The sequence below is a fragment of the Pantoea phosphatilytica genome (assembly GCF_051025615.1).
Lineage (GTDB): Bacteria > Pseudomonadota > Gammaproteobacteria > Enterobacterales > Enterobacteriaceae > Pantoea.
This window is the reverse complement of the sequence record NZ_JBPFDF010000003.1, coordinates 1-21,109: the sequence shown is the minus strand read 5'-3', so window position 1 is coordinate 21,109 and position 21,109 is coordinate 1. Positions and strand designations below refer to the sequence as shown.

Below are 21,109 nucleotides of genomic sequence, written 5' to 3'. Positions count from 1 at the left end.
GATAATGGGTCCGCATACCCGACCGTCTTCAGATAAAAGCGCCTGTACGCATTTTATCCCCAACAAGGGCGCTGAATCAGCCCGGTGACCGGGCTGGCATTACATCATAACAACGTCGAACTGCTCCTGCGTGTAGAGCGCCTCGACATGCACTTTAACCTGCTTGCCGACAAAGATTTCCACTTCGGCCAGCGCATGCGACTCATCAGTTTTCAACGCCTCGCCGACCGTCGGGGAGACATAGACCAGAAAACGGTCAGAATCGTAGGCGTGGTGTACCCTGACAATCTCACGCATGATTTCGTAGCAGACGGTTTCAACCGTTTTCAGCGTGCCGCGCCCTTTGCAGACCGGGCAATCCTGACACAGCACATGCTCGATGCTTTCACGGGTTCGCTTACGGGTCATCTCCACCAGTCCCAGCGCAGAGAAGCCGTTGATGCCGGTCTTCACCCGATCTTTGCTGAGCGCGCTCTCCAGCGAATGCAGGACCCGCCGGCGATGGTCTTCGTTGCTCATATCGATGAAGTCGATAATGATAATGCCGCCCAGATTACGCAGTCGCAGCTGGCGCGCAATCGCCTGAGTGGCTTCAACGTTGGTGTTGAATATGGTCTCATCCAGATTGCGATGACCGACAAAGGCACCGGTGTTGATATCAATGGTCGTCATCGCTTCGGTCTGATCGATAATCAGGTATCCGCCTGACTTTAGCTCAACCTTGCGATCCAGCGAGCGCTGAATCTCATTTTCGACATCAAACAGGTCGAAAATAGGTTGTTTACCGTTGTAGAGCTCCAGTTTACCGGCCATTTCCGGGATATATTCACTGGTGAACTCCACCAGCATGTCGCAGGTCAGGCGGGAGTCGACCCGGATGCGGTCCAGCGCAGCACCGGCGAAGTCGCGCAGAATACGCTGGGCCAGCGCCAGCTCGCCGTAGAGCAGACAGCGGGTCTGGTTACGCTTTTTACGCTCGCTGACTTTGGTCCAGAGACGTTTGAGGAACGCGGCATCCTGCGCCAGCTCCTCTTCACCGATCCCTTCTGCCGCCGTGCGGATAATAAAGCCGCCCAGATGATCGCAATAATCCGCCACCACCGCCTTGAGCCGGTCGCGCTCTTTTTCGCTCTCAATGCGCTGAGACACCCCAACGTGCGATGCGCCGGGCATAAAGACCAGGTAACGCGACGGCAGCGTGATGTCGGTGGTCAGACGCGCACCTTTGGTGCCGAGCGGATCCTTCACCACCTGCACCACCAGATCCTGGCCCTGACGCACCAGCTCGGCGATGTCACGAACGACAAAGTTTTTCTTTTCATCACCCGCGACGCATTCCGTGTGCGGCATGATATCCGAGGCGTGCAGGAACGCTGCTTTTTCCAGACCGATATCAACAAAGGCCGCCTGCATACCCGGCAGAACACGGCTTACCCGTCCTTTATAGATATTGCCAACGATGCCGCGCCGCGCTTCACGCTCAATGTGTATTTCCTGAAGGATGCCACCGTCGATATAGGCCACCCGCGTTTCAGAAGGCGTGACGTTAATCAGTAATTCAGCCGTCATGTTGACCCCTTACGGCACGCAGTGACTGGAAATGGCTGATCAGCTCCGCTGTTTCAACCAGGGGTAATCCCACCACTGCATGGTAACTTCCATTAATTTTGCGGACAAAGTTTCCTCCCCTGCCCTGAATACCGTACGCGCCCGCTTTATCCATCGGTTCCCCGGTCGCGATATAGTCGTCGATGTCGCTGCCGGTTAAGGTGCGGAAGGTCACATCCGTCGTCACGACGCAATCCAGCGCCTGCTGACTGTCAGCCAGCGCCACCGCGGTCATCACCTGATGCGTCTGCCCGGAGAGTTTGCGCAGCATTGCGTGTGCATCGGCGGCATCGCGCGGTTTTTCCAGCACTTCGCCATTCAGCACCACGATGGTATCCGCGCCCAGCACAGGCAGATCCTGCGCGGCCAGCCGGACGCCCGCCTGCGCTTTGTCATTAGCGAGACGGCGGACATAGATTGCTGCCGCTTCGTTGGGCTGACGCTGCTCCTCAACGTCAGTCACGATGCGTTCGAATGTCAGGCCAAGCTGAGTCAGCAGCTCACGGCGACGCGGTGAACCGGAAGCAAGATAGAGGGTTACCATAAATTTCCTTATTGAACAGCAAACTGACGACGAATTTTTCTCATTAACAAGAATAGCCAGGGCCAGAGAATACCGTCGACAACACTGCTCCAGAAAATTTCAGGTCGGAATGAAACGTTGATTACCAGGAATTCAGCCCAGAAGACGATCACATCCATCGCCAGCGACAGGACCATTACCATCAGCGCCTGCTGCCATAACGCTAAATTACGGAACAGCTGAAACTTAAAGGCAATCAGGTAGGCGATGATACTGAGCGCCAGCGCCCGCACACCGAGCGTGGAGCCCGCGATCAGATCCATGATGGCACCCAGCACGAAACCGGTGCCGACATTGACCCGATGTGGCAGGGCCAGCACCCAGTAGATCAGGATTAGCAGCAGCCATGAAGGCCGGAACATATAAATCTCATCCGGCCACGGCATGATCTGCAGGACGAGCGCCACCAGGAAAGAGAGCCAGATGACCCAACGTCCCTGGCTGCGATATCGACTCAAGGCTGGCCCCCGCGTGAACGCGAGGTGCCGCTCTGCCCGCTACTGCTGCTGCTGGTGGAAGGTGCAGGCGGTCCCATCTGCGTGGAAGGCGCAGGCGGGCCCATTTCACCTGCAGGCGGTAAAACCTGCGGCATCATCTGCATCAGACGCTCATTCGCCACGCGATGAACTTCATCCTGCGGCAGCGGCATATCGCCATTGCGATCCGCTCCCCATAACAGCAGCAGATAACGCAGACGCTGCAGCCCGGCGGTCGGATGGGCCTGAATCACCGTGTAGGCGCGCTGAGTATCCACTTTCACCGAGGAGACCACCCCGACCGGATAGCCCTCAGGGAAGCGACCACCGATGCCGGACGTGACCAGCACATCGCCGACCCGGATATCCGTATTCCCCGGCAGATGCTCAAGCTGGAGATCTTCGGTACAGCCGTTACCCGCCGCAATCACACGAATGTCATTGCGCAGAACCTGAATCGGCAGAGCATGAGAGGCATCGCAGATCAGCAGCACGCGACTGGTGAGCTGCCCGACCGCAATAACCTGACCGACCACGCCTTTATCACTGATCACCGGCTGTCCTTCATAGACGCCGTTAACGCTGCCTTTGTCGATCACCACCTGGTCCGTATAAGGATCGGTGCCGGTCGAAATGACCTGCGTCACCATCTTTTGCTCATCCTGGCGCAGCGGTGAACCCAGCAGTTCACGCAGACGTGCGTTTTCCTGCTTATATTGCCCCAGCATTAGCAGGTTACTGTTTTTCAGGAAGAGCTCACGACGTAAGGCTTTGTTTTCCTGCTCCAGCTGCTGACGGGACGCCAGCGACTCTGACACGCCATCCAGCAGCTGACGTGGCCCATTGGCCAGGAAGTAAAACGGGCTGACCGACGTATCCAGATAGTTGCGTATTTGGGTGAAAGAGCCCACACGACTGTCGGCGATGATGATGGCAATGGCCACAATAACCGCCAGAAAAAGACGCAACTGCAGGGAAGGCCCCCTGCTAAAAATCGGCTTCATATAATCTGCGTGATCCTCGACAACAGGAGAGGAAGCAGCGGCAGAATGCCGTGCTTCCCTGGGCTGAACGCAATGTACCGGTACAGACTTCGCCGGTTCACATGCCGCTCCCTTGCATGATCATCGCGTTCTCAGCCGGTTGAGGCAATTATTCTTCGCTGAACAAATCGCCGCCATGCATGTCGATCATTTCCAGCGCCTTGCCGCCACCGCGTGCCACGCAGGTCAGCGGATCTTCAGCTACCACGACCGGAATGCCCGTCTCTTCCATCAGCAGACGATCCAGGTTGCGCAGTAACGCGCCACCACCGGTCAGCACCATGCCGCGCTCTGAGATATCAGAGGCCAGCTCAGGCGGACACTGCTCAAGGGCAACCATCACCGCACTCACGATGCCGGTTAACGGCTCCTGCAGCGCTTCCAGAATTTCGTTGGAGTTCAGCGTGAAACCACGCGGCACACCTTCTGCCAGGTTACGGCCGCGCACTTCGATTTCACGGACTTCGTCGCCCGGATAGGCAGAACCGATCTCATGCTTAATGCGTTCTGCGGTCGCTTCACCAATCAGTGAACCGTAGTTACGACGCACATAATTAATAATAGCTTCATCGAAACGATCGCCGCCAATACGGACCGAGGAGGAGTAAACCACGCCGTTCAGGGAGATCACGGCGACTTCAGTGGTACCGCCACCAATATCGACGACCATTGAACCGGTCGCTTCTGACACGGGCAGACCTGCACCGATCGCGGCAGCCATCGGCTCTTCAATCAGGAAGACTTCGCGAGCGCCTGCGCCCTGGGCGGATTCACGGATGGCGCGACGTTCAACCTGGGTTGCTCCGACGGGGACACAGACCAGCACACGTGGGCTGGGACGCATAAAGCTGTTGCTGTGAACCTGTTTGATGAAGTGCTGCAGCATCTTTTCGGTCACGAAGAAGTCAGCGATAACGCCATCTTTCATCGGACGGATAGCGGCAATATTGCCGGGCGTACGGCCAAGCATCTGTTTGGCGTCATGACCCACGGCCGCGACACTTTTCGGTGAACCGGCACGGTCCTGTCGGATAGCGACAACGGAAGGCTCGTTCAGCACGATGCCCTGTCCTTTTACATAAATCAGGGTATTCGCAGTACCCAGGTCAATGGACAGGTCGTTGGAAAACATGCCACGAAATTTTTTAAACATACTAAGGGATAATCCTGCAAGCTGGGGGCGGAAAATAAAATCCGCTTACTTTACCAACCACACGAAGCGGCCACAAGGCGCAAAAACGTTCTGCTTCGGTGAAAAAAGAGGCCTGATTGCGTTTAAGTCATCCGAACCGGCGATCTGTCATGGCAGAATGGCGACCAGAGGCCATCAGTAGTGCCTTTCGCGATATCGGCCCCTTTCCTGCCCGACATAAAATCTAACATTTCCGGCAGAAAAGTCCGGGATTCAGACGCGGCTAAACATTAAAAAAAACCGCACATTGCCGTCTGCACGACGGCAATTGATTAAATACGGTAACGTTGTGAATACTTTTTCACGTTACTGTTAACCGGAAGCGAAGGGGCAAAAAGATCGCCCTGACCGCCAGCCACACCCAGCGCCGCCAGCGTCTGCCACTCCGCTTTCGTCCGGACGCCGGCAGCAAACACCCGCACACCCGTACTCTTACAGACTTCCAGCAGACTCTGCACGAACAGCTGATTTTCGGTCCGCCGCTCGATGTTGCGCACCAGACCGGCATCCAGCTTGATCACTTCCAGCGGCAGCTGCCGTATATAGGCGCTGCTGACCACGGTTAAACCGGCCTGATTCACCGCAATCCGGCAGCCAAAAGCCTTCAGCGCACGGAATACCGGCGCTAACCGGTTGATGTGTTGACAAACATCTGCCTCGGCAAGTTCAAATAAAAATCGTTTTCTTTGCGATTTCGGGCACTGCAGCAGCATGTTCTGCAGCCAGAGCACGAAGGGGCGCTGCAGAAGTGAGTTAATCGTCACCGGGATCACCAGCGTCTCTTCGGGCCAGAGTTCAGAGAGCGCCGCGATGCGAGTCATCAGCTGGCGATCCCAGCTCTCCGCCATGCCGAGCTGCTGTACCAGTGGCATATACTCCGCGGCCAGCACCTCTTTATCGCCGTCGAAGATGCGGGTCAGCATGACCCGATGCTGCACCTTGCCTTCGAGGTTGACGGCGGGCTTATGGTAGAGCCGTGGCCCGCCCCGACTCAGCGTATTCTCCAGCAGCGTCCGCCAGCGTACGCTTCCCCGCCCGGCATCCTGCGGATTACCGGCGCCGTTGGTCCAGTTGTTGCCGCCCAGCAGCGTCGCGCGACGCGTCGCCATCTCAACATTTTCCATCACCTGTGGCACCGTCTGACCGCTGCACCAGGCGCTGATACCGATATGAATCAGATCATCCCGGTTCACCAGCCGCATCGGCGGCAGAGAGTCCACCGCATTGATCAGCTGATCGGCGATCGCGTTGGCCTCTTTAAGACTGCGATGCGGCAGCAGTACGGCGAAATCGCTGCGGAAGTAGCGCGCCAGGAGTGCGCCGGGATAGCGCAGCACAAAAGTGGAAAGCATATTGACGAAGTTAAAGAGGTACTCCTCTGGCAGCCCCGGCTCCAGAGCGTCTCTCAGCGTGTCCAGATCGGGCAGACGGATCATCATCACCACGCCGTGGGTGCCGACATTTTCCTGATCCTCCAGCAGCGTCGCCAGCTGGTTATCGAAGAAGAGCCGGTTATTCAGGCCGGTGCGGCCATCCTGGGCGGCAAAGGTGCGGATCAGCGTGTCGATACGCAGACGCTGTTCGCCCGCCTCCTGCAGATCGGCCAGCAGCACATCCAGTGCGCGGCTGGCGCGGGGTGGCCACTCATCCATGGCGCGCTCCGGCATCACGCCCCGCTCTCCGCTGATAATCGCCTCGGCCCGCGCTTCAAGATGCTCCATGCCGCGCCACTGACGCGTGAGCCAGCGATGCATCATCAGCAGCGTCAGGCTCATCACCAGTATGATGGCAAACAGCAGGCTCAGCGTGGAGGTGCCGGTGATCGAGCCCAGCCAGGTTCTGGCGGGATCGAGGGTGACGACCCGCAGTGCCAGTCCGGTCTGATGCATCAACGGCACATCAACCTGGATAAACCGGTTAGGCTCATCTTCCAGCATCGGGTTTTCATGTCGGGAGAGGGTGAGAAACGTCTGCCTGCCGTTGTGAAGCAGGATCTGCTCGGCATTCATGACCGGCATCATGCGCACCAGCCAGCGTTGTATCTCTGACGGCGTCTGGGTGAACATCGCCTGATCCACTTCCGTGGCCAGCGCCTGCGCCCGATGTTCAACCCGTTCATGACTGAACCAGATCACGCTGAATACGCAGCCCGCCAGCATCAGTGACATGGCCAGCAGGCTTAAAAACGTAATAATCGCCGATAATTTTGTGGTTAGTCGCATCCCTGTGCCTGTCTTACTGGGGTGATAACCGGATCACCCAACCTTGTACCGTCAGCCTGACGAAAACGCGAGCAAAAATAGCATAATTTGCCGCTGTCGACAGCGCCGGGTCGCATGAAGCCGAAGTATATCGTCGTGATAGCGAAGCTGACGTTGATCCCGACACTTTTCAGTGCAATCTCATCGCTAAGCGCAGCCAGGAAATTTCACATTTTCACGGCGAAACTGGCTGATATCAGCGATAGTCATCATGCTGGTTGATGACATCCTGTCTGGAGAAGGCCCATGAAACGCACACCCTATCTGACCGAAGGCGACGTAACGCCGGAAAGCATTTTTAATATGAAGCGCCGTCAGGTGCTGAAAACGCTGGGACTCAGCGCGGCGGCGATGGGGATGCCGGGCATGGCAAATGCCGACATTCTCAGCTGGTTTAAAGGCAACGATCGCCCGGCCGCCCCCGCAGGCCGGCCGCTGGAGTTCACCAGACCCGCGCAATATCAGGCCGACCTCACCTTAACGCCCGCAGATAAAGTCTCCGGCTATAACAACTTCTATGAGTTCGGGCTGGACAAGGCCGACCCCGCCGCCAATGCCGGAACCCTGAAAACGGAGCCATGGAAACTGACCATTGACGGGGAAGTCGCGAAGCCGGTGACGCTGGATATGGATGACATCTTTAAAAAGTTCGCCATGGAGCAGCGGATCTATCGCATGCGCTGCGTCGAAGCCTGGTCGATGGTGGTGCCCTGGATAGGCTTTGAACTGAATAAGCTGCTCTCTCTGGCGGAACCCACCAGCAAGGCGCGCTTTGTTGCTTTCCAGACCCTTTACGATCCTGAGCAGATGCCGGGCCAGAAAGATCGTTTTATCGGTGGCGGCCTCAACTATCCCTATGTCGAGGGTCTGCGTCTGGATGAGGCGATGCATCCGCTGACGATACTGACGACCGGCGTCTATGGTAAAGCGCTGCCTCCGCAGAATGGTGCGCCGATTCGGCTAACCGTGCCGTGGAAGTATGGTTTCAAGGGCATCAAGTCGATCGTCAAAATTACGCTGACCGCGACACAGCCGCCGACCACCTGGAACCAGATCGCCGCCGATGAGTATGGTTTTTATGCCAATGTGAACCCGCATGTTAACCATCCGCGCTGGTCGCAGGCGACCGAGCGTTTCATTGGTCCGGGCGGCACGCTGAAGGTTGAACGTCAACCCACCCTGCTGTTCAACGGCTATGCCGATCAGGTGGCTTCGCTCTACCGTGGCATGGATTTACGGGAGAATTACTAAGTGGTGCGCCTGACACTGAAACAGATCGTGTGGCTCAAGGTGATCCTGCATCTGGCGGCCTTTCTGCCGCTGGTCTATCTGATCCTTGCCGCGATGCAGGGTGGACTGAGCGCGGATCCGGCCAAAGATATTCAGCACTTTACCGGCCGGATGGCGCTGAAGCTGCTGCTGGGTACGCTGCTGGTTTCACCGCTGGCCCGTTACGGTAAACAGCCGCTGTTAATCCGCACCCGTCGTCTGCTGGGCGTCTGGACATTTGTCTGGGCCTCTCTCCACCTGCTGAGTTACTACCTGCTGGAACTGGGCATCGATAACCTGCGTCTGCTGGGCAGCGAGCTGATCTCCCGGCCTTATCTGACGCTGGGCATTATCAGCTGGCTGATCTTGCTGGCCCTGGCGTTGACCTCGTTTCAGCGCGCGCAGCGCAAACTCGGCAAACGCTGGCAGACCCTGCATAATCTGGTCTATCTGGTCGCTATCCTGGCGCCGATCCACTATATCTGGTCGGTAAAAATCCTCTCCCCCCAGCCACTTATCTATGCGCTGCTGGCGGCGATACTGTTAGCCTGGCGTTACAAAAAATTCCTCAAAGGGTGGCCCCGTTAGCGCTTCGCCCGTTGTTTTCCTCTGCTGTTTTCTGATAAAAGATGTGGCCTCCAGGCCACATCCGATCATCTTCGCAGATAAGACCAGTATTTTGCTGCGAAATGACACGAAACGGATATAATGCCCGGCTTTATTGCTCGTCGGGTCTTCTTTTTCATCCTGAAAGGTGACAAATGAAGATTCGCAAGGTATTTTACGCGATGCCTCAATGATTGCGGGAGATGGCAGCACGATGGCGCATAAATTACATATTCTGCTTTTGAACGGACCCAACCTTAACCTGCTGGGAACCCGCGAACCTGAGAAGTATGGTCACACCACGCTGCGTCAGATTGTTGACGATCTGACACGCCAGGCAGACCAGCTGAATTTGGAGTTGAGCCACCTGCAAAGCAATGCTGAATTTCAGCTGATTGATCGCATTCATGAGGCCAAAGGCAATGTGGATTACATCATCATTAATCCTGCCGCGTTTACCCATACCAGTGTCGCACTGCGTGATGCCTTGTTAGCGGTAGAAATACCCTTTATCGAGGTTCATCTCTCCAATGTGCATGCCCGCGAGCCCTTCCGTCATCACTCCTATCTTTCTGATGTTTCTGCTGGCGTGATCTGTGGGCTTGGCGCTGACGGCTACACATGGGCTTTACAAACGGCAGTCAAACGCCTGTCTCAAACTAATTAATCAAACTGAGTACGGAACCCCACTCATGGATATTCGTAAAATTAAAAAACTGATCGAACTGGTTGAAGAGTCTGGCATTTCTGAGCTGGAAATCTCTGAAGGTGAAGAATCCGTTCGCATCAGCCGTGCACCTGCAAATAGCGGTTACCCGATGATGCAGCAGGCTTACGCTGCCCCTGTTCAGCAGCCTGCGCTGGCGACGGCGGTTGCGCCTGTTGCGGCGGTTGCCGACGCGGCACCGGCTGAAATCAGCGGTCACATCGTGCGTTCACCGATGGTCGGTACCTTCTACCGCACGCCGAGCCCGGATGCGAAAGCCTTTGTGGAAGTCGGTCAGAAAGTGAATGCGGGCGATACCCTGTGCATCGTCGAAGCCATGAAAATGATGAACCAGATCGAAGCAGACAAATCAGGCGTGGTGAAAGCGATCCTGGTTGAGAGCGGTCAGCCGGTCGAATTTGACGAGCCACTGGTTATCATCGAGTAACGGGGCAGATCATGCTGGATAAAATTGTTATTGCTAACCGCGGTGAGATTGCGCTGCGCATTCTGCGTGCCTGTAAAGAACTGGGCATCAAGACTGTTGCGGTACACTCAAGCGCGGATCGTGACCTGAAGCATGTGCTGCTGGCAGACGAAACCGTCTGCATCGGCCCTGCGCAGTCAGTTAAAAGTTATCTCAACATCCCGGCGCTGATCTCTGCTGCAGAGATCACGGGCGCAGTCGCGATTCACCCGGGCTACGGCTTCCTGTCTGAGAATGCCGATTTTGCCGAGCAGGTTGAGCGCTCTGGTTTTATCTTCATCGGTCCGAAAGCCGAAACGATTCGTCTGATGGGCGACAAAGTTTCTGCGATCAACGCGATGAAGAAAGCTGGCGTCCCGACCGTACCGGGCTCTGACGGTTCGCTGACGGATGACATGGAAAAGAACCGTGCCTTTGCTAAGCGCATCGGCTATCCGGTCATCATCAAAGCGTCTGGCGGCGGCGGCGGTCGTGGTATGCGCGTCGTGCGCAGCGACAAAGATCTGGAACAGTCCATCAACATGACGAAAGCGGAAGCCAAAGCGGCTTTCAACAACGACATGGTGTACATGGAGAAGTATCTGGAGAATCCGCGTCATATCGAGATTCAGGTTCTGGCCGATGGTCAGGGCAACGCGATCTATCTGGGCGAGCGCGACTGCTCCATGCAGCGTCGTCACCAGAAAGTGGTCGAAGAAGCACCAGGTCCGGGCATCACGCCGGAGCTGCGCAGCTTCATCGGCAATCGCTGTGCAAAAGCCTGTATTGAGATCGGCTATCGTGGCGCAGGCACCTTCGAGTTCCTGTATGAAAACGGTGAGTTCTACTTCATTGAAATGAACACCCGTATTCAGGTGGAACATCCGGTGACAGAGATGATCACCGGTGTGGATCTGATCAAAGAGCAGCTGCGTATTGCTGCCGGTCAGCCCCTGTCGATCAAACAGGATGAAGTGGTGATTCGCGGACATGCGGTTGAGTGCCGTATCAACGCCGAAGATCCGGTGACCTTCCTGCCAAGCCCGGGTAAAATCACCCGCTTCCACGCGCCAGGCGGTTTTGGCGTGCGCTGGGAGTCGCACATTTACTCAGGCTACACCGTGCCGCCTTATTACGATTCCATGATCGGCAAGCTGATCACCTACGGCGAAACGCGTGACGTGGCCATCGCCCGCATGAAGAATGCGCTGGCGGAACTGATCATCGACGGTATCAAGACCAACGTTGATCTGCAGATGAAAATCATGTCCGATGAGAATTTCCAGCACGGTGGAACCAATATCCACTATCTGGAGAAAAAACTCGGCTTGCACGAGAAGTAATCGCAACGCTGAGTCAGTCAGAGGCCGGTTAATCCGGCCTTTTTCTTTTGCCGCTGGCGTTAAGGTTGAATCATGGATGCTCGTTTTATCCAGGCACATAAAGAGGCACGCTGGTCTCTCTATCTCACCCTGCTCTGGCTGGCTGCCTGGGGGCTTTCCGCCTGGCTGGGTGGCAGCGAAAGCGGTGTGACCGGACTGCCGCGCTGGTTCGAACTCTCCTGCCTGTTTGCTCCCCTGTTGTTCATTTTTCTGTGCTGGCTGATGGTGCGGATGATTTTCCGCGATATGCCGCTGGAGGATAAAAATGAACGGTGAAATTATCCTGCCGTTACTGATCTATCTGGTGCTGATTGCTGCACTGTCGATTTTTGCCGTGCGCAAAAGGCGTCAGGGCAGTTTTCTGACGGAATATTTCCTTGGCAGCCGCTCGATGGGCGGATTTGTGCTGGCGATGACCCTCACCACCACCTATATCAGCGCCAGCTCGTTTATCGGCGGTCCCGGTGCGGCCTATAAATATGGGCTGGGATGGGTTCTGCTGGCGATGGTACAGGTGCCCGCAGTCTGGCTTTCGCTGGGCGTGCTGGGGAAAAAGTTTGCCATCCTGGCGCGGAAATATAATGCAGTCACGCTGAATGATATGCTCTATGCCCGCTATCAGAGCCCGCTGCTGATCTGGCTGGCGAGCCTGAGCCTGCTAATCGCCTTTATCGGCGCCATGACGGTGCAGTTTATTGGCGGTGCCCGTCTGCTCGAAACAGCCGCGGGCATCCCCTATGACAAAGGATTGCTGATCTTTGGCGGCACCATCGCGCTCTATACGGCGTTTGGCGGCTTCCGCGCCAGCGTTCTCAATGACGCGATGCAGGGAATCGTGATGCTGATTGGCACCTTCCTGCTGCTGTTCGCGGTGATCCATCAGGCTGGCGGCCTCAGCATGGCCGTTGAGAAACTGCATGCGATCGATCCTGCGCTGCTGTCGCCGCAGGGGCCTGGCGAGATTATTACGCCAACGTTCCTGAGTTCGTTTATCGTTCTGGTCTGCTTTGGAGTAATTGGCCTGCCCCATACGGCGGTGCGCTGCATCTCATACAAAGACAGCAAGGCCGTGCATCGGGCTATTATTCTGGGCACCATCGTGGTGGTGATCCTGATGCTGGGTATGCATCTGGCCGGTGCGCTGGGCCGGGCCGTCCTGCCGAACCTGACCGTGCCGGATAGCGTAATACCGACCCTGATGATTACCGTTCTGCCGCCGCTGGCGGCCGGTCTGTTTCTGGCTGCACCGATGGCCGCCATTATGTCGACCATCAATGCCCAGCTGTTGCAGGCGTCGGCTACGCTGATAAAAGATCTCTATCTGCGTGTCGCCCCGCAACATCTGGAGAATGAGACGCGGCTGAGACGGCTGTCTGGCACCATTACCTTTGCACTGGGTATCCTGCTGCTGATTGCGGCATGGAACCCGCCCGATATGATTATCTGGCTGAATCTGCTGGCCTTTGGCGGCCTTGAGGCGGTGTTCCTCTGGCCACTGGTTCTGGGCCTCTACTGGGAGCGCGCCAATGCCGCTGGTGCCATTACCGGCATGGTGGTGGGCGGAGGCTGCTACGCCTTTCTGGCGAGCCTCAACCTGCAGATTCTGGGTTTTCACCCCATCGTGCCTTCACTGATTCTGAGCCTGCTGGCCTTTTTAGTGGGCAACCTGTTTGGACGCGCGCCGCATAGGGTCGACGCGTCGCAACATTGACGGAAAGAGAGACGTTATGCCGTGGATTCAAATCAAAATAAACAGCTCAGGTGAACATGCGGAAACGCTGAGCGACGCACTGATGGAGATCGGTGCCGTCTCCGTGACTTTTCAGGATACCAACGACACGCCGGTTTATGAACCGCTGCCGGGTGAGACACGCCTGTGGGGCGATACTGATGTTATCGGCCTGTTTGATGCAGAGACGGACATGGCTTTTGTCACCGCCGAACTGGCCCAGCATCCGCTGCTGGGTGCAGGTTTTCGCCACCGGATCGAGCAGATCGAAGACAAAGACTGGGAGCGCGAATGGATGGAAAACTTCCACCCGATGCGTTTTGGCGAGCGTCTCTGGATCTGTCCAAGCTGGCGCGACGTGCCGGATCCCGATGCCGTCAACGTGATGCTGGATCCCGGGCTCGCATTCGGCACCGGCACGCATCCCACGACGTCGCTCTGCCTCACCTGGCTTGACGGGCTGGATCTGGCCGGCAAGACCGTGATCGATTTCGGCTGTGGTTCGGGGATCCTGGCGATCGCCGCCCTGAAGCTGGGTGCCGCTCAGGCGATCGGCATTGATATCGATCCGCAGGCGATTCAGGCCAGCCGGGATAATGCCGAGCGTAATGGCGTTGCCGACCGTCTGTCGCTCTATCTGCCCCACCAGCAGCCCGATAATCTGCAGGCGGATGTGGTCGTCGCCAATATCCTGGCAGGCCCGCTGCGTGAGCTGGCCCCGCTGATTAGCGTGTTGCCGAAGTCTGGCGGCCATCTGGGCCTGTCCGGTGTGTTAGAGAGCCAGGCGGAGGGTGTCTGTGAAGCCTACGCGGGCGAATTCGCTCTCGACCCGGTGGCGGTCAAAGAGGAGTGGTGCCGGATTACCGGAATTAAATCCTGATTTTTGCCCCCCTCTGCCTCACGGATAGCGCAGTTTCAGGCGCAAAGCGTCGTAACAGCATATTCAACCAGCCCGCAGCGTAAGTTGCGGGCTTTTCTGACCTGGACTGGATGCTTGTATCGTTAATCACGGCATGTGACGTTTATTATCTGGTGAATTGGCGTACTTTTCTGGAAAAACTTTTGTTCACAATTTCAGCATAAATTATTAAGTGTCTGATATTTAAGTTTAATTATTAATAGTTCCTGTCATCACCCCGTTTTCATTGATCTTTCTTGCTGATTGTTCAAAGTTTGGCCTTTCATCTTCCTGCAAAAATGCGTAATATACGCCGCCTTGCAGACACAGTATGGCCATTCTGACTTCATGCGTATTGGAAACCTCCAGCTGAGAAATCGACTGATTGCAGCGCCTATGGCCGGTATTACCGACAGGCCGTTCAGGACGTTGTGTCATGAAATGGGTGCAGGCATGGCAGTTTCTGAGATGTTGTCATCAAACCCCGAAGTCTGGGCAAGCGACAAATCTCGCTTACGTATGGTGCACAGTGATGAGCCAGGCATTCGCGCCGTGCAGATTGCCGGTTGCGATCCCAGCGAAATGGCGCAAGCTGCACGCATTAATGTTGAAGCTGGTGCACAGGTTATCGACATTAATATGGGGTGCCCTGCCAAGAAGGTTAACCGCAAAATGGCGGGTTCAGCCTTGCTGCAATATCCCGCCGTGGTGGAGTCGATTCTCTCCGCAGTGGTTAATGCAGTGAACGTGCCGGTCACGCTGAAAATTCGTACTGGCTGGGATCCTGAAAACAGGAACTGTGTCGCGATTGCCCAATTGGCTGAACGCTGCGGTATCCAGGCTCTGACGATACATGGCCGCACTCGTGCCTGCCTGTTCAACGGAGAAGCTGAATATGACAGCATTCGGACAGTTAAGCAGAGTGTTTCCATTCCGATTATCGCGAATGGAGACATAACTGACCCGCATAAAGCCAGAGCGGTGCTCGACTATACAGGGGCCGATGCTCTGATGATAGGACGCGCTGCTCAGGGAAGACCGTGGATCTTCCGGGAAATCCAGCATTATCTGGACACTGGGGAGCTGCTTGCCCCGCTGCCGCTGGCAGAGGTCAAGCGCTTGCTTGTTTCGCATATACGTGAGCTGCACGACTTTTACGGTTCAGGCAAGGGATACCGTATAGCGCGCAAGCACGTCTCCTGGTACCTGCAGGAGCATGCCCCTAATGACCAGTTTCGGCGCACATTCAACGCCATTGAGGATGCCAGCGAACAGCTGGAGGCGTTGGAGGCATACTTCGAAAATCTTGCGTAACGAAATAAAGAGCTGAAAGAACTATGTTCGAACAACGCGTAAATTCTGACGTACTGACCGTTTCTACCGTTAACTCACAGGATCAGGTAACTCAAAAACCTTTGCGTGATTCGGTTAAACAGGCACTGAAGAACTATTTTGCTCAACTGAATGGTCAGGATGTGAGCGACCTGTATGAGCTGGTTTTGGCTGAAGTCGAGCAGCCTCTGTTGGACATGGTGATGCAGTATACCCGTGGCAACCAGACCCGTGCTGCCCTGATGATGGGTATCAACCGCGGTACGCTGCGTAAGAAACTGAAAAAATACGGCATGAACTGATTTTTAGTTCAGTCTGTTAATCACGCCAGCCTTCGGGCTGGCGTTTTTATTTGTGCGTTATCCCACAAAGTCGCGGCACAGGACGTGAAACAGTTGCCCGCAATATGGTAACTATAGTTGCAGTTGCTGGCGTGATATTTCGCCCCCTCGCTTTCCCTGTTCTCTCTGCTGTTTTACTTCTGGTCTGGCTCTCCCTCCCTGTCACCTCTGATTGTGTGATTTTCTGCGCATTAAAAAGCAACAGATGCTTTCCATACATTTCGCCCTGAGTGAACGCTCACACTGCTCTCATTTAGTGAAACTATTTGCACTAAATGTGATCGGGTCGACTCGCATTGCTTCCTTTTGGTGCGCGATATTAGCGGAACTTTCAGGGTGCTTCCGATTATTAGCCGTTCTTTCAATCCTATTCAGGCCTCTGCAAACCTGGCATCAGCTTTGCAGAGTCGTGGATGGCTGACTGCCACAGACAGGAAAAAAACGCACACTAAAGTGCGCAAACATAACAACATAATCCCGCCACACAGGATGCTTTATGAAAAAGATGATGCTCTCTACGCTGATCGCCGCTGCTGCGCTGGCTGGCCTTGCTCAGCAGGCACACGCAGGCACCACACTGGATGCGATCAAGAAAAAAGGATTTGTTCAATGTGGGATCAGTGACGGCTTGCCGGGCTTTTCCTATGCCGACGCCAGTGGCAAGTTCACGGGTATCGATGTGGATGTCTGTCGTGCTGCGGCTGCCGCAGTATTTGGCGATGCCACCAAAGTCAAATATACCCCGCTGACCGCCAAAGAGCGTTTCACCGCCCTGCAGTCCGGCGAAGTCGATGTGCTGTCACGTAACACCACCTGGACCTCATCGCGTGATGGCGGTATGGGCTTCCTGTTTGCGGGCGTGAACTATTACGACGGCATCGGCTTCCTGACTCACCAGAAAGCCGGTCTGAAAAGTGCGAAAGAGCTGGATGGCGCCACCGTCTGTATCCAGGCGGGCACCGACACCGAGCTGAACGTGGCGGACTTCTTCAAAGCCAACAAGATGCAATATACCCCGGTGACCTTTGATCGTTCTGATGAGTCGGCTAAGGCGCTGGATAGCGGTCGCTGCGACACGCTGGCCTCTGACCAGTCTCAGCTTTATGCATTGCGTATCAAGCTGGGCAAGCCTGACGACTTCATCGTGCTGCCAGAAGTGATTTCTAAAGAGCCGCTGGGGCCGCTGGTACGCCGCGGCGATGATGACTGGTTCACCATCGTGAAATGGTCGCTCTACGCCATGCTGAACGCGGAAGAGATGGGTATCTCTTCGAAGAACGTCGACCAGATGGCCGCGAAGCCAACGACGCCGGATATGGCGCATCTGCTCGGATCAGAAGGTGATTTTGGTAAAGATCTGAAGCTGGATAACAAGTGGGCCTACAACATCATCAAGCAGGTGGGCAACTATCAGGAAAGCTTTGACCGTAACGTCGGTAAAGATAGCGCACTGAAGATTGCTCGCGGTCAGAATGCGTTGTGGAACCAGGGCGGCATTCAGTACGCACCGCCGGTACGTTAACAGACCTCGCCAATCGGGCACCGTATTCTGCGGTGCCCTACCCCAGCTTTCGTTACTGAGGTTTCAACATGTCACAACGCCCAACCGTGAAAAGGGATTTTTCATTTGGTAATCCCACGGTTCGCGCCTGGATTTATCAGCTCATCGCCGTCGTCGCGGTGCTTGGTGTGGTGGGTTATCTGGTGCACAACACCATTATCAACCTCGCCAGTCGCGGCATTACATCGGGATTCGGATTTCTTGAGCGCACGGCCGGTTTCGGCATCGTGCAGCACCTGATTGAGTACACGGAGGGAGATACCTACGCGCGCGTGTTTATGGTCGGATTAACCAACACGCTGCTGGTCTCTGCACTCTGTATTGTTTTCGCCTCGATTATCGGATTCGCGGTCGGTCTGGCCCGCCTGTCTGACAACTGGCTGCTGCGGAAGCTTTCAAATATCTATATCGAAACCTTCCGTAATATCCCGCCTCTGCTGCAGATCTTCTTCTGGTACTTTGCGGTACTGCGCAACCTGCCCGGCCCGCGCCAGGCGCTGAACGCCTTCGATCTGGCTTATGTCAGCAATCGCGGGCTCTACGTGCCGTGGCCGACCTACGCCCCCGGCAGCTGGCCGTTTGTTATCGCGCTGCTTCTGGCACTGGCTGTGAGCTATGGCCTGTTCCGCTTTAACCGAACGCACCAGCTGAAAACCGGTCAGTTACGTCGCACATGGCCCGCTGCGGTGGGGATGCTGATCCTTTTCCCGCTGCTGGCCTACATGGGTTTTGGTCCGGCAACGCACTGGGATGTGCCGCAACTGCGCGGGTTCAACTTCCGGGGTGGCTCGGTGATGATTCCGGAGCTGGCGGCGCTGACGCTGGCACTCTCGATCTATACCTCGTCGTTTATCGCGGAAGTTATCCGCTCCGGCATTCAGTCGGTACCGCATGGTCAGCATGAAGCCGCACGTTCGCTGGGCCTGCCGAATCCGGTGACGCTGCGCCAGGTGATTATCCCGCAGGCCATGCGGGTGATTATTCCGCCGCTGACCAGCCAGTATCTGAACATCGTGAAGAACTCCTCACTGGCCGCCGCCATCGGTTATCCCGATATGGTGTCGCTGTTTGCCGGCTCGGTCCTGAATCAGACCGGTCAGGCTATCGAAACAATCGCGATCACGATGGGCGTTTACCTGATTATCAGCCTGCTGATATCGCTGCTTATGAACGTCTACAACCGCAAGATTGCGCTGGTTGAGCGTTAAGAGAACGGGATCCCTATGTCTGTGACTACACATGAAACGCCCCCCGTCCCGACGACGCTGTTCAGTCGCGCCTGGCTCTGGGCTCGTAAAAATCTGTTTTCAAGCTGGTTTAATACCTTACTGACGCTGCTATGCCTCTGGATAATCTGGCATGTCATTCCGCCCGCGCTGAACTGGCTGGTTTTTCAGGCCAACTGGATCGGCTCCACGCGCGCCGATTGCACCAAAGAGGGCGCCTGCTGGGTCTTTATCCATGCGCGATTTGGTCAGTTCATGTATGGGCTCTACCCGCATGAGCTGCGCTGGCGCATTAACCTGGCACTGGTGATTGGCCTGCTGTCGATTGTGCCGATGTTCGTGAAAAGCCTGCCTTATCGCGGACGTTATATCGCCGCCTGGGCGGTCATCTATCCGCTGACAGTCTGGTTCCTGCTCTATGGCGGTTATCTGGGGCTGGAGCGGGTTGAAACCCGTCAATGGGGTGGGTTAACGCTGACGCTGATTATCGCCTCGGTCGGGATTGCCGGTGCACTGCCGCTGGGCATCCTGCTGGCGCTGGGTCGTCGTTCGCGGATGCCAGTGGTGCGCACGCTGTCGATTATCTTCATCGAGTTCTGGCGTGGCGTTCCGCTGATCACCGTGCTGTTTATGTCATCCGTAATGCTGCCGCTGTTTATGTCGGAAGGCACAACGATCGACAAGCTGGTGCGTGCGCTGGTCGGGGTGATCCTTTTCCAGTCCGCCTATGTGGCCGAGGTAGTTCGCGGCGGCCTGCAGGCGCTGCCTAAAGGGCAGTATGAAGCCGCCGAATCGCTGGCGCTCGGCTACTGGAAGACACAGATGCTGGTGATCCTGCCACAGGCTCTGAAGCTCACGATCCCCGGCCTGGTGAACACCATCATCGCCCTGTTTAAAGATACCAGTCTGGTCATCATCATTGGCCTCTTCGATCTCTTCAGCAGCGTCCAGCAGGCGACGGTCGATCCGGCCTGGCTGGGCATGTCGACCGAGGGCTATGTATTTGCTGCGCTGGTCTATTGGATCTTCTGTTTTAGCATGTCGCGCTATAGCCAGTATCTGGAAAAGCGCTTTCACACCGGGCGTACACCGCACTGAGGTTTTACATGACTGACTCTATGACACACTCTTCCGACCCGCTGATGATCTCGCTTGAGAACGTAAATAAATGGTACGGGCAGTTCCACGTACTGAAAGACATCAATCTGCAGGTAAAACCCCGCGAACGCATCGTGCTGTGCGGCCCATCCGGCTCCGGAAAATCGACCACAATTCGCTGCATCAACCATCTGGAGGAGCATCAGCAGGGGCGCATTGTGGTGGATGGAATTCACCTCAACGATGACGTGCGTAATATTGAGCGCGTGCGCACCGAAGTCGGTATGGTCTTCCAGCACTTCAACCTTTTCCCCCACCTGACCGTGTTGCAGAACTGCACGCTGGCGCCGTCGTGGGTGAGGAAGATCCCTAAGAAGGAAGCGGACGAACTGGCCATGCACTATCTGCAGCGCGTGCGTATCGCTGAACATGCGCATAAGTTTCCCGGACAGCTCTCGGGCGGTCAGCAGCAGCGTGTGGCGATTGCCCGCTCGCTCTGTATGAAGCCGAAAATTATGCTGTTCGATGAGCCAACGTCGGCGCTGGATCCTGAAATGGTGAAAGAGGTGCTGGATACGATGATTGGCCTGGCTGAAGATGGGATGACGATGCTCTGTGTAACGCACGAGATGGGTTTTGCCCGAACGGTCGCAGACCGGGTGATCTTTATGGATCGCGGTGAGATCGTCGAAGTCGCGCCACCGCAGGAGTTCTTTGCCAATCCAAAATCGGAGCGCACCCGGGCGTTTCTGTCGCAGGTTATCCACTGATAAGACGCTCAGACAACCTGTTAACCCGGCCTGGTGCCGGGTTTTTTATGGCCTGAATAACTCAGGCAGCTTCGCTTTTTGACTGTTGGCAGATGCACTGACGGCAGAGTGAGGGGATAACAGACGCCAGAAAGTGAAAGCGTTATTGCCACACAACGAAAAAAGCCCTTCGCATGTGCGAAGGGCTCTCTCTTATTTGATGCCTGGCAGTTCCCTACTCTCGCATGGGGAGACCCCACACTACCATCGGCGCTACGGCGTTTCACTTCTGAGTTCGGCATGGGGTCAGGTGGGACCACCGCGCTACAGCCGCCAGGCAAATTCTTTTATTTACCGAACTCGTGTCTTAACTGGTGCTGATACCCAGAGTCGAACTGGGGACCTCACCCTTACCAAGGGTGCGCTCTACCAACTGAGCCATATCAGCACACTAAATTTGATGCCTGGCAGTTCCCTACTCTCGCATGGGGAGGCCCCACACTACCATCGGCGCTACGGCGTTTCACTTCTGAGTTCGGCATGGGGTCAGGTGGGACCACCGCGCTAAAGCCGCCAGGCAGAT

General features: G+C 55.9%; 20 protein-coding genes, 1 tRNA gene and 2 rRNA genes. 14 read left to right on the top strand and 9 right to left on the bottom strand.

Annotated features, from left to right (window positions below; all coding sequences use genetic code 11):
• Window positions 1-99: 99 nt before the first annotated feature.
• The 6 genes from rng to csrD form a co-directional block, all read right to left on the bottom strand.
• Entirely contained in the window at window positions 100-1,569 is a 1,470-nt protein-coding gene (rng, locus tag ACR6AS_RS12795; protein WP_434162405.1) for a ribonuclease G, read from the bottom strand.
• Window positions 1,559-2,152 (bottom strand): Maf family protein, encoded by a 594-nt coding sequence (locus ACR6AS_RS12790; protein ID WP_111139673.1) that lies wholly within the window; start codon window positions 2,150-2,152, stop codon window positions 1,559-1,561. The genes rng and ACR6AS_RS12790 overlap by 11 nt, the downstream gene beginning before the upstream one ends.
• Window positions 2,153-2,160: 8 nt before the next feature.
• Entirely contained in the window at window positions 2,161-2,649 is a 489-nt protein-coding gene (mreD, locus tag ACR6AS_RS12785; RefSeq protein ID WP_111139674.1) for a rod shape-determining protein MreD, read from the bottom strand.
• Entirely contained in the window at window positions 2,646-3,671 is a 1,026-nt protein-coding gene (gene mreC / locus ACR6AS_RS12780; RefSeq protein ID WP_111139675.1) for a rod shape-determining protein MreC, read from the bottom strand. Before mreC ends, mreD begins: the two co-directional genes overlap by 4 nt.
• Before the next feature lie 148 nt (window positions 3,672-3,819).
• On the bottom strand, window positions 3,820-4,863 hold the full coding sequence (gene mreB, locus ACR6AS_RS12775; protein ID WP_003855260.1) for a rod shape-determining protein MreB: 1,044 nt from the start codon (window positions 4,861-4,863) through the stop codon (window positions 3,820-3,822).
• 311 nt (window positions 4,864-5,174) lie between these two features.
• Complete coding sequence (csrD, locus tag ACR6AS_RS12770; protein ID WP_111139676.1) at window positions 5,175-7,124, bottom strand: RNase E specificity factor CsrD; 1,950 nt, start codon at window positions 7,122-7,124, stop codon at window positions 5,175-5,177.
• Between the two features lie 285 nt (window positions 7,125-7,409).
• Here csrD and msrP point away from each other — a divergent pair, with 285 nt between their 5' ends.
• From msrP to ACR6AS_RS12700, 14 genes are all read left to right on the top strand, one after another.
• On the top strand, window positions 7,410-8,414 hold the full coding sequence (gene msrP / locus ACR6AS_RS12765; protein WP_111139677.1) for a protein-methionine-sulfoxide reductase catalytic subunit MsrP: 1,005 nt from the start codon (window positions 7,410-7,412) through the stop codon (window positions 8,412-8,414).
• A gap of 3 nt (window positions 8,415-8,417) precedes the next feature.
• Window positions 8,418-9,020, top strand: a complete 603-nt coding sequence (msrQ, locus tag ACR6AS_RS12760) for a protein-methionine-sulfoxide reductase heme-binding subunit MsrQ (protein WP_111139688.1) — start codon at window positions 8,418-8,420, stop codon at window positions 9,018-9,020.
• A 232-nt stretch (window positions 9,021-9,252) separates the two neighbouring features.
• The gene (gene aroQ, locus ACR6AS_RS12755; RefSeq protein WP_434162738.1) at window positions 9,253-9,705 is read left to right on the top strand and encodes a type II 3-dehydroquinate dehydratase; all 453 of its coding nucleotides are present in this window, start codon (window positions 9,253-9,255) and stop codon (window positions 9,703-9,705) included.
• Between the two features lie 25 nt (window positions 9,706-9,730).
• Complete coding sequence (gene accB / locus ACR6AS_RS12750; RefSeq protein ID WP_111139678.1) at window positions 9,731-10,192, top strand: acetyl-CoA carboxylase biotin carboxyl carrier protein; 462 nt, start codon at window positions 9,731-9,733, stop codon at window positions 10,190-10,192.
• An 11-nt stretch (window positions 10,193-10,203) separates the two neighbouring features.
• Window positions 10,204-11,553, top strand: coding sequence for an acetyl-CoA carboxylase biotin carboxylase subunit (accC, locus tag ACR6AS_RS12745; RefSeq protein WP_111139679.1), 1,350 nt, complete (start codon window positions 10,204-10,206; stop codon window positions 11,551-11,553).
• A 72-nt stretch (window positions 11,554-11,625) separates the two neighbouring features.
• Window positions 11,626-11,868, top strand: coding sequence for a YhdT family protein (locus ACR6AS_RS12740; RefSeq protein ID WP_111139680.1), 243 nt, complete (start codon window positions 11,626-11,628; stop codon window positions 11,866-11,868).
• Window positions 11,858-13,303: a sodium/pantothenate symporter gene (gene panF, locus ACR6AS_RS12735; protein ID WP_293774351.1), complete on the top strand. Its 1,446-nt coding sequence runs from the start codon at window positions 11,858-11,860 to the stop codon at window positions 13,301-13,303. Before ACR6AS_RS12740 ends, panF begins: the two co-directional genes overlap by 11 nt.
• A gap of 16 nt (window positions 13,304-13,319) precedes the next feature.
• A complete protein-coding gene (gene prmA, locus ACR6AS_RS12730; RefSeq protein ID WP_111139682.1) occupies window positions 13,320-14,201 on the top strand; it encodes a 50S ribosomal protein L11 methyltransferase in 882 nt (293 codons plus the stop codon).
• 366 nt (window positions 14,202-14,567) lie between these two features.
• Window positions 14,568-15,533 carry a tRNA dihydrouridine synthase DusB gene (dusB, locus tag ACR6AS_RS12725; RefSeq protein ID WP_009087532.1) on the top strand — a complete coding sequence of 322 codons (966 nt, stop codon included), beginning with the start codon at window positions 14,568-14,570 and terminating at the stop codon, window positions 15,531-15,533.
• Between the two features lie 23 nt (window positions 15,534-15,556).
• Window positions 15,557-15,853 carry a DNA-binding transcriptional regulator Fis gene (gene fis, locus ACR6AS_RS12720; protein WP_003855228.1) on the top strand — a complete coding sequence of 99 codons (297 nt, stop codon included), beginning with the start codon at window positions 15,557-15,559 and terminating at the stop codon, window positions 15,851-15,853.
• Window positions 15,854-16,388: 535 nt separating this feature from the next.
• Complete coding sequence (locus ACR6AS_RS12715) at window positions 16,389-17,414, top strand: amino acid ABC transporter substrate-binding protein (protein ID WP_111139683.1); 1,026 nt, start codon at window positions 16,389-16,391, stop codon at window positions 17,412-17,414.
• 68 nt (window positions 17,415-17,482) lie between these two features.
• Window positions 17,483-18,661, top strand: a complete 1,179-nt coding sequence (locus ACR6AS_RS12710; RefSeq protein WP_293774346.1) for an amino acid ABC transporter permease — start codon at window positions 17,483-17,485, stop codon at window positions 18,659-18,661.
• A gap of 15 nt (window positions 18,662-18,676) precedes the next feature.
• Window positions 18,677-19,777: an amino acid ABC transporter permease gene (locus ACR6AS_RS12705; RefSeq protein ID WP_293774344.1), complete on the top strand. Its 1,101-nt coding sequence runs from the start codon at window positions 18,677-18,679 to the stop codon at window positions 19,775-19,777.
• A gap of 8 nt (window positions 19,778-19,785) precedes the next feature.
• Window positions 19,786-20,547 carry an amino acid ABC transporter ATP-binding protein gene (locus tag ACR6AS_RS12700; RefSeq protein ID WP_111139686.1) on the top strand — a complete coding sequence of 254 codons (762 nt, stop codon included), beginning with the start codon at window positions 19,786-19,788 and terminating at the stop codon, window positions 20,545-20,547.
• A 201-nt stretch (window positions 20,548-20,748) separates the two neighbouring features.
• Here the strand turns inward: ACR6AS_RS12700 and rrf (ACR6AS_RS12695) are convergent.
• The 3 genes from rrf (ACR6AS_RS12695) to rrf (ACR6AS_RS12685) all read right to left on the bottom strand — a co-directional run bounded on the left by rrf (ACR6AS_RS12695) (window position 20,749) and on the right by rrf (ACR6AS_RS12685) (window position 21,104).
• Window positions 20,749-20,864, bottom strand: a 5S ribosomal RNA gene (gene rrf / locus ACR6AS_RS12695).
• A gap of 34 nt (window positions 20,865-20,898) precedes the next feature.
• Window positions 20,899-20,974 (bottom strand) — tRNA-Thr (locus tag ACR6AS_RS12690).
• A gap of 14 nt (window positions 20,975-20,988) precedes the next feature.
• A 5S ribosomal RNA gene (gene rrf / locus ACR6AS_RS12685) occupies window positions 20,989-21,104 on the bottom strand.
• Window positions 21,105-21,109: the final 5 nt, after the last annotated feature.